A 7,233-nucleotide genomic window follows, 5' to 3' on the forward strand; every position below is an offset into this window, starting at 1 on the left:
GGTGCAGATATGTCACCCCAGCTGTGCACGTACCCGGCTGGCGATCTCCTCCACGGAGAGATGGGTGACCTCGAGCCGCGGGATGCGTTCGCGGTACAGGAATTCGTCGATCGCAAGACACTCCTGGCGGCACTGGGCGAGGCTCGCATAGCGGCTGCCGGGGCGCCGCGACTCCCGGATGTGTGCGAGGCGCTTCGGCGAGATCACCATGCCCAGCAGGCGCCCGCGCAGGCCACGCAGGGTGCTGGGCAGCCGGGTCTCGCCGGCCAGGTCCTCGGGTATCAGGGGGTAGTTGGCGGCGAACATGCCATAGTTCATCGCCAGGTAGAGGCAGGTCGGCGTCTTGCCGGAGCGCGACACGCCCATCAGCACCACCTCCGCGTGACCGATATCACCGGTCGCCAGCCCATCGTCGTGCGCAAGGGTGAAGTTCAGGGCCTCGATGCGACGGTCGTAACGGGCCACGTCACCGATGCCATGGGCCCGTCCCGACACGGATTCCGCCTTGTAACCGAAGACCTGTTCCAGCTGATCGAGGTGGTCGGAGAAGATGTCCAGCACCGGGACCGGACAGTCCCTCAGCTGCGCGCGCAGGGTGGCGTCGGCGAAGGTGGCGACGACCAGTGCCGGATGCGGGCCGCTGCGTATCCGTTCGAAGATGTCTTCCAGGTGCTCCTCACTGCGCACGAACGGACGCAGGTGCCAGCCCGGCTGCAGCCCGTCGAACTGGGTGAGCAGGGTCCGGGCCAGGGTCTCTGCGGTGATCCCGGTACCGTCCGAGAGCAGATAGACCTGGGGCCGTGCCGGTTCAGCCACGCTCGAGCTTCTCCGCGATCCGCTCCCAGGTGGGGATCAGGGAGTCCGGATTCAGCGACATACTCTCGATGCCCTCGGCCACCAGCCACTCGGCGAGATCCATGTGATCGGAGGGACCCTGCCCGCAGATGCCGACGTAGCGACCCTTCCGCCTGGCGGCACGAATCGCCATGGACAGCAGCGCCTTCACCGCTTCGTCGCGTTCGTCGAAGGCGTCCGCGACCAGTCCCGAGTCCCGGTCGAGGCCGAGTGTCAGCTGGGTCAGGTCGTTCGAGCCGATCGAGAAGCCGTCGAACAGATCGAGGAACTGGTCGGCAAGCAGGGCATTGGACGGGATCTCGCACATCATCACCACCTTGAGCCCGTTCTCGCCCCGTTTCAGGCCCTCCTCCTCGAGCACCGCCAGCACCCCTCTGGCCTCATCCAGGGTGCGCACGAACGGCACCATCACCTGGACGTTGTCGAGCCCCATGTCCTCGCGCACGCGCTTCAGGGCACGGCACTCCAGCGAGAAGGCGGGACGGAATGAATCTGCCAGGTAGCGCGAGGCACCCCGGAAGCCGAGCATCGGGTTTTCCTCTTCCGGCTCGTAGGCCCGCCCCCCGATCAGGTGCGCGTATTCGTTGCTCTTGAAGTCGGACAACCGGACGATCACCGGTTCCGGCGCGAAGGCGGCCGCCAGGGTGCCGATACCCTCGCTCAGTCTGCGCACGAAGAATTCCACCGGGCTGTCGAACCCGGCGATCCGGCTGGCGATCTCGCTCTTCACCTCGTACGGCACGTTCGGGTAGTCGAGCAGGGCCAGCGGGTGGATCCCGATGTGGCTGTTGATGATGAACTCCAGGCGCGCCAGCCCGATACCGGCATGCGGCAGCCGCGAGAAGGTGTAGGCACGCCCCGGATTGGCCACGTTCAGCATCAGCTTGACCGGCAACGGCGGCAGGTCAGCGGCGCCGGTCCGCTGCACCTCGAACGGGATCCTGCCCTCATAGACATGACCGTCGTCACCCTCGGCGCAGGAAACGGTCGCGTCGATGCCGTCGGTCAGCACCTCGGTGGCATTGCCGCAGCCGACCACCGCCGGAATGCCCATCTCGCGGGCGATGATGGCCGCATGGCAGGTCCGGCCACCGCGGTCGGTAACGATGGCCGAGGCCCGCTTCATGATCGGCTCCCAGTCCGGGTCGGTCATGTCGGCGACGAGGATGTCGCCCTGCTGCACGGTGTGCATCGCGTTCGGCGAATCCACCACCCGGATCACCCCGGAACCGATGCGTCCGCCGATCGCGCGGCCGGTGGCCAGCGGCGTCCGATCGTGGGGCGCGAGGCGATAGGTCTCGCTGACCCCGACCTCGACCCGGCTCTCGACGGTCTCCGGCCGGGCCTGGACGATCATCAGTTCGCCGGTCTCGCCGTCCTCGGCCCACTCGATGTCCATCGGGCGCCCGTAGTGTTCCTCGATCGCGATCGCATAGCGGCCAAGCGTGTGAACCTGCTCGTCACTCAGGCAGAAGCGGGACTGCAGCTCGTCCGGCGTGTCCTCGATGCGCGTCCCGCCGCCCTCGGTCAGGACCATCCGGATCGCCTTGCTCCCGAGGGTCCGCCCGATGATCGCATGCTTGCCCGCGCGCAGCCCGGGCTTGTAGACCTGGTACTCGTCCGGGTTTACGGCCCCCTGCACGACGGTCTCCCCCAACCCCCATGCGCCGGTGATGAAGACGGCGTCGCGGAATCCGGTCTCGGTGTCCAGGGTGAAGATTACGCCGCTGCAGCCCACGTCCGAGCGCACCATGCGCTGCACGCCCGCTGACAGCGCCACCTCGTCGTGCGCGAATCCGTTGTGCTCGCGGTAGGCGATCGCCCGGTCGTTGTAGAGGCTGGCAAAGACCTTGCGCAGCGCGGACAACACCTCGTCGATACCGCGCACGTTCAGGAAGGTCTCCTGCTGGCCGGCAAAGGAGGCCTCCGGGAGATCCTCCGCCGTCGCCGAGGACCGCACGGCCACCGGAGCGTCCGGACCCAGCGTCGCATAGTGCTCGCGCACCATCATCTCGAGCTCTTCGGGCAGAGCGGCCTCCTCGATCCAGGCCCGCACCTCCCGGCCGGCGGTCTGCAGGGCCTGGATGTCATCGATGTCCAGCCCGGCCAGCCGGGCCTTGATGCGCTGATCCAGGCCGTTCTGTGCGAGATGGGCGCGGAAGGCGTCGGCGGTGGTCGCAAAACCGCCGGGCACCTGGACGCCCGCCTCGGCGAGGTTGCCCAGGAGCTCGCCCAGCGACGCGTTCTTGCCGCCCACCTGGGCCACGTCGTTCATTGTCAGTGCGGCCAGATCGATTACCCAACTCATTGCCTTCTCCTCAGCGGACGGTTTCTGCGAATTCTTCCCCGGGGGACGGTCTTCCGTTCCCGTCGGTGAACGTAGCCTGATCCTCGGTCAGTTGCACGTAGGCCATGAACCTCGAGCTGATGCTGTTGAGGTACGCGACGGGCTCGCTGCCCCGCACGTAGCCGTGACGTGCCTGCGAATAATACGGATGTTGCGACAGCAGGAGCATCGCATTCTCGACATTGTCGAACCAGCGGTCCTGGTCCCAGCCCTTCTGTCCGGCCAGCCGGCGTGCGTCCATCACGTGTCCGAGACCGGCATTGTATGCGGCCAGCGTGAACCAGATCCGGTCCGCGACCGGCAGATCCTCGGGCAGCTGCTGCCGGACCCAGTCGAGATAGAGGATCCCTCCGCGAATGCTCTCGGCCGGATCGTCGAGGTCCTCCACTCCGACCTGCTGCGCAGTACGCGGCATCAGCTGCATCAGGCCCGCCGCCCCCATTGGGGAACGCGCCGCCGGATCGAAACGGCTCTCCTGGTAAATCTGCGCGACGATCAACCGCCAGTCGAAACCATGTGCCGCAGCATAGCGTCGGACCAGGTCATCCCAGGGGGAAAGCTGACCGGCCGAATGGATCCGTTCGTCAAGCTGGCGGCGGATCCGGCGCTCGTCCTCGAAATAGCGGCGGTAGAGGATATTGTAGAAGGCGCTTCGGTGTTCCTTGCGGACGAATTCGTTCAGCGCCTCCAGCAGCTCGCCATCCGTCGAACGTACGGCCCAGCCATGCGCCACCGGCGAGCCCGCCTCGAACTGCCTCTGTATGTCGTCGCGGCGCGCCATCTCCATGGACAGCAGGTGGCTTTCGGCCACCGCGTGGTCGAACTCGCCGGCGACCAGCCGGTTGACCAGGTCCTCGATGTCGCCTCCGACGCTCGGCAGTGCCACCAGCTCGAAGTCGTGCTCGCCCGCACGCGCCTCCAGCTCGGCCCACAGGGTGCCGCCCGCAAGCGCCGCGACCGTACTGCCCGCGACGCCGTCCCAATCGGTGATCGCCGGTGCGTCGTCCCGGCTGATCAGATACGGCCGGGCGTGGTGCCAGGGGTTGGTGAAGCGGATCCCCGCGTCTTCGGGGCCGCTCGGCTCCAGAAACCCGCCGGCCACGTCGGCGCGACCCTCCTCCAGCCACTCGACCAGCCCGTCCGTGTCGGGCGGGACCACCACCTCGAGCCGCATGCCGTGCTCCTCGGCGAAACGGCGTGCGAGTTCATATTCGAAGCCGGCCAGTTCCCCACGCCAGAGATAATAGGAGGCCGCCGTATTGGGCAGCACGATACGCAGCCGGCGCCGCTCCTGCAGCTCGGGCAGATCGCCGACGTAGCGGGCCTCGCGCGGCCGGGTCAGCTTCTCGATGGTCAGAAACCGGTCCAGGGCCGCGCGCAGTTCCGGCGCGCCGGACCGTACCGCCCATGCGATCGATCGCCGCTCCCCGAGGGCAAAGGCCATTCGAATGTCGTCCCGGTAGCCCAGGTACATCGCGGCGATGTTGCTGTCGCGCACGGTCGCGTCGATCTGCCCGCTGGCAATCATGTCGAGGGTGGACTCGTCGTCGAAGTGATCGGGGGGCGGGAGCACGTGAATATCCGGGTGCTGCTCCCTCAGCACGTTCAGCGTGTGCCAGAACGAACTCGCCCGGTCCACCATCACGGTCCGTCCAGCCAGGTCCTCGAGCGACTGGATGTCATCGTTCCCCGCGCTCACCAGCACCACTTCGCGCACATGATCGACCGGCAGGGAGAAGTCCACCAGTTCCTGCCGTGCGGGCGTGACCGTGAGATTGGCGGCAGCGATGTCGGCCCGCCCATCCTCTAGCAGCGGGAGCATCTCACCCAGGCGGAAGACCGGAACCGGCTCCATGCGCAGCCCCAGGGAACGCGCAAAGGCCTCCGCGAGATCTCGCTGCTGTGCCATCGGCGAGCCCTGCCGGGGGAGCGATGGTTCCCCGAGGGCGGTCCCGGGCACGATGACGCGCAGGCTCCCCCGCTCCCTTATCACGTCCAGATCGCCGGTCTCGACCGGACCGAACCCTGCCAGGGCGCTGGCCTGCTCAGCGCAACCCGGGGTTGTCATCAACAGCAGAAGAATCGTCAGGAACCAGCGCATCGAGATGAACCAGACGGGAACGGACAGCGACACAACCGTTCTTTATAGCCGATGGGAAGGCACTTCTCCTGTAGAGGTCACGGAAAGGATCCCCGCCAGGCACGGGCCTGCTCCGCCTGCCGGACACGGCTGCCGGCAGGAGCCCGGGACTGCCGCGGCCGGGGACAGGCGATCTGACCGGCTCACGATCGCGCACGCGGCGGTGCGCGGAAATGCGCCGCTCACCGGAGCTTTGCGGGACGCGCGAAGCGGCAGGCACCAGGGGGACGGAACCGGGCGCCGGGTCGATCGCCGGGCCCCAGGCCCGGGTTCCCCGGCGCGACGGCCGCATCCGCGCGCACGATGACGAAACGGGCGTGGCGATGAAGAGAGGATTAGTGACGGACGCCGGATGCAGCCAGGGGGTGTCACGGGAGGCGCCGCTGACCGGATCACCGGATGCCGCCAGGATCTCCGGAGCGATTCCGAAGAACGCTGATCTGCAGGTGCCTGCTAGAAAAACACCAGAACGCTGACCGAAGCCATGATCGGTACGCCCGCGACGAAGGCAAGCGTGAGAACGCAGATGGAACAATCCTTGAGGCGACCAGACCGAAAGAATCTCAACACGAACTCTCCAACCGGGCCAGTGAACTGGCTTTTTTCTCCGGCGGGAGTGTGACAGGTAGATGACCCATCCGCAACCGACGCGCGGCGGGGTTTCGCGAACACATGGCCGCTTCGGGTATGCTCTTGCCGTGTCGTTGAGTGCATCGAGAGAGGTAATGGCCACAATGCAAACCGCCCAGGCGCTGGATGCCGCCGAGCGCGTCTGTGCCCAGCGCGGGGTGCGCCTGACGGCGCTGCGCCGGCGGATCCTCCGGCAGATCCTGAAGACGGAGGGCGTGATCAAGGCCTACGACCTGATCCACGATCTCAGTTCGCAGGACCGCAGCATCAAGCCGCCAACGGTCTACCGCAGCCTGGCCTTTCTGCTCGATCAGGGCTTCATCCACCGGATCGAGAGCCTCAACGGCTTTGTCGCCTGCAATCACCCGGGGGAGGCCCACGAGACCCTGCTGATGATCTGCGACGGCTGTGGGCACATCGACGAACTGCACCCGGAGCACATCAGCGAGGCCCTGGATCGGGCGGCGGATGAAAAGGGCTTCACGATCAGCGCAAAGGTGGTCGAACTGCACGGGACCTGCCATGCCTGTCGAGGCGCCGCCCGGGAGCGCAGGGCCACGCCGTGACCCGTGTCGGTACCCGAACGCTGCGGACCGGGGGCGGCGGCGCTACCGGTCCCGCCACGGGCCGGTTGTCTGCCCTGCCGCCGGTGGTGCGCGCCGACACGCGCCTGCTGATTCTCGGGAGCTTCCCCGGCACCGCCTCCCTGCGCGCCCAGCAGTACTACGCCCATCCGCGCAACCAGTTCTGGCCCATCCTCGGCGCCCTGCTGGCACAGCCGCTGACGGAGCTTGCGTATCCCGAGCGGATCCGCTGCCTGCTGGATCACGCCGTCGGTCTGTGGGACGTCTACGCCAGCTGTCACCGCGAGGGCAGCCTGGATACCGCGATCCGCGACCCGGTACCCAATGACCTCGAAGGCCTCCTCGTTCGGGCTCCGGCATTGCGCCTGGTGGTCCACAACGGGGCGGAGAGCGCGCGGCGCATGCGGGAGATCGAGGCACTCGGGCTTCCGGCGCTGCGGCTGCCGTCGACCAGCCCGGCCAATGCGCGCCTGGGGCTGGAGGCGAAGCTCGCCCTGTGGGGGGAGGCACTGGGGCGGGCCGGGGTGCTTCCGGGCGGGTCTTGAGGTGTTGCGGCGGGGGACAGGTCTGCTGGGCTGCTGCGGGGCGCGCCCGCCCCCCTTGTGGGAGCGGCCTCCGGCCGCGATGGCCCTGGGCACTCGATTCAACGCCGCATCGCGGCTGGAAGCCGCTCCTAC

The 7,233-nt window shown here is 67.5% G+C and carries 5 protein-coding genes; 2 read left to right on the plus strand and 3 right to left on the minus strand.

Translation table 11 applies throughout. From position 1 onward, the window contains the following. Window positions 1-12: 12 nt before the first annotated feature. Genes ACESMN_RS12905 through ACESMN_RS12915 form a run of 3 tightly spaced genes read right to left on the minus strand, consistent with a single transcriptional unit; the run spans window position 13 to window position 5,336 of the window. Window positions 13-816, minus strand: coding sequence for a pyruvate, water dikinase regulatory protein (locus ACESMN_RS12905; RefSeq protein ID WP_373054016.1), 804 nt, complete (start codon window positions 814-816; stop codon window positions 13-15). Next, a complete protein-coding gene (gene ppsA, locus ACESMN_RS12910) occupies window positions 809-3,163 on the minus strand; it encodes a phosphoenolpyruvate synthase (protein ID WP_373054017.1) in 2,355 nt (784 codons plus the stop codon). Before ppsA ends, ACESMN_RS12905 begins: the two co-directional genes overlap by 8 nt. Before the next feature lie 10 nt (window positions 3,164-3,173). Continuing rightward, complete coding sequence (locus tag ACESMN_RS12915) at window positions 3,174-5,336, minus strand: transporter substrate-binding domain-containing protein (RefSeq protein ID WP_373054018.1); 2,163 nt, start codon at window positions 5,334-5,336, stop codon at window positions 3,174-3,176. 710 nt (window positions 5,337-6,046) lie between these two features. Here ACESMN_RS12915 and ACESMN_RS12920 point away from each other — a divergent pair. Continuing rightward, window positions 6,047-6,538: a transcriptional repressor gene (locus tag ACESMN_RS12920; RefSeq protein ID WP_373054019.1), complete on the plus strand. Its 492-nt coding sequence runs from the start codon at window positions 6,047-6,049 to the stop codon at window positions 6,536-6,538. 20 nt (window positions 6,539-6,558) lie between these two features. Next, window positions 6,559-7,101 carry a DNA-deoxyinosine glycosylase gene (locus tag ACESMN_RS12925; protein WP_373054020.1) on the plus strand — a complete coding sequence of 181 codons (543 nt, stop codon included), beginning with the start codon at window positions 6,559-6,561 and terminating at the stop codon, window positions 7,099-7,101. Window positions 7,102-7,233: the final 132 nt, after the last annotated feature.

This window comes from Thioalkalivibrio sp. (assembly GCF_041690275.1).
GTDB lineage: Bacteria > Pseudomonadota > Gammaproteobacteria > Ectothiorhodospirales > Ectothiorhodospiraceae > Thioalkalivibrio.

Bases quoted from the DNA above. Each gene is read 5' to 3' on its own strand.
- ppsA (WP_373054017.1), bottom strand. From the start codon at position 3,163: ATGAGTTGGGTAATCGATCTGGCCGCACTGACAATGAACGACGTGGCC.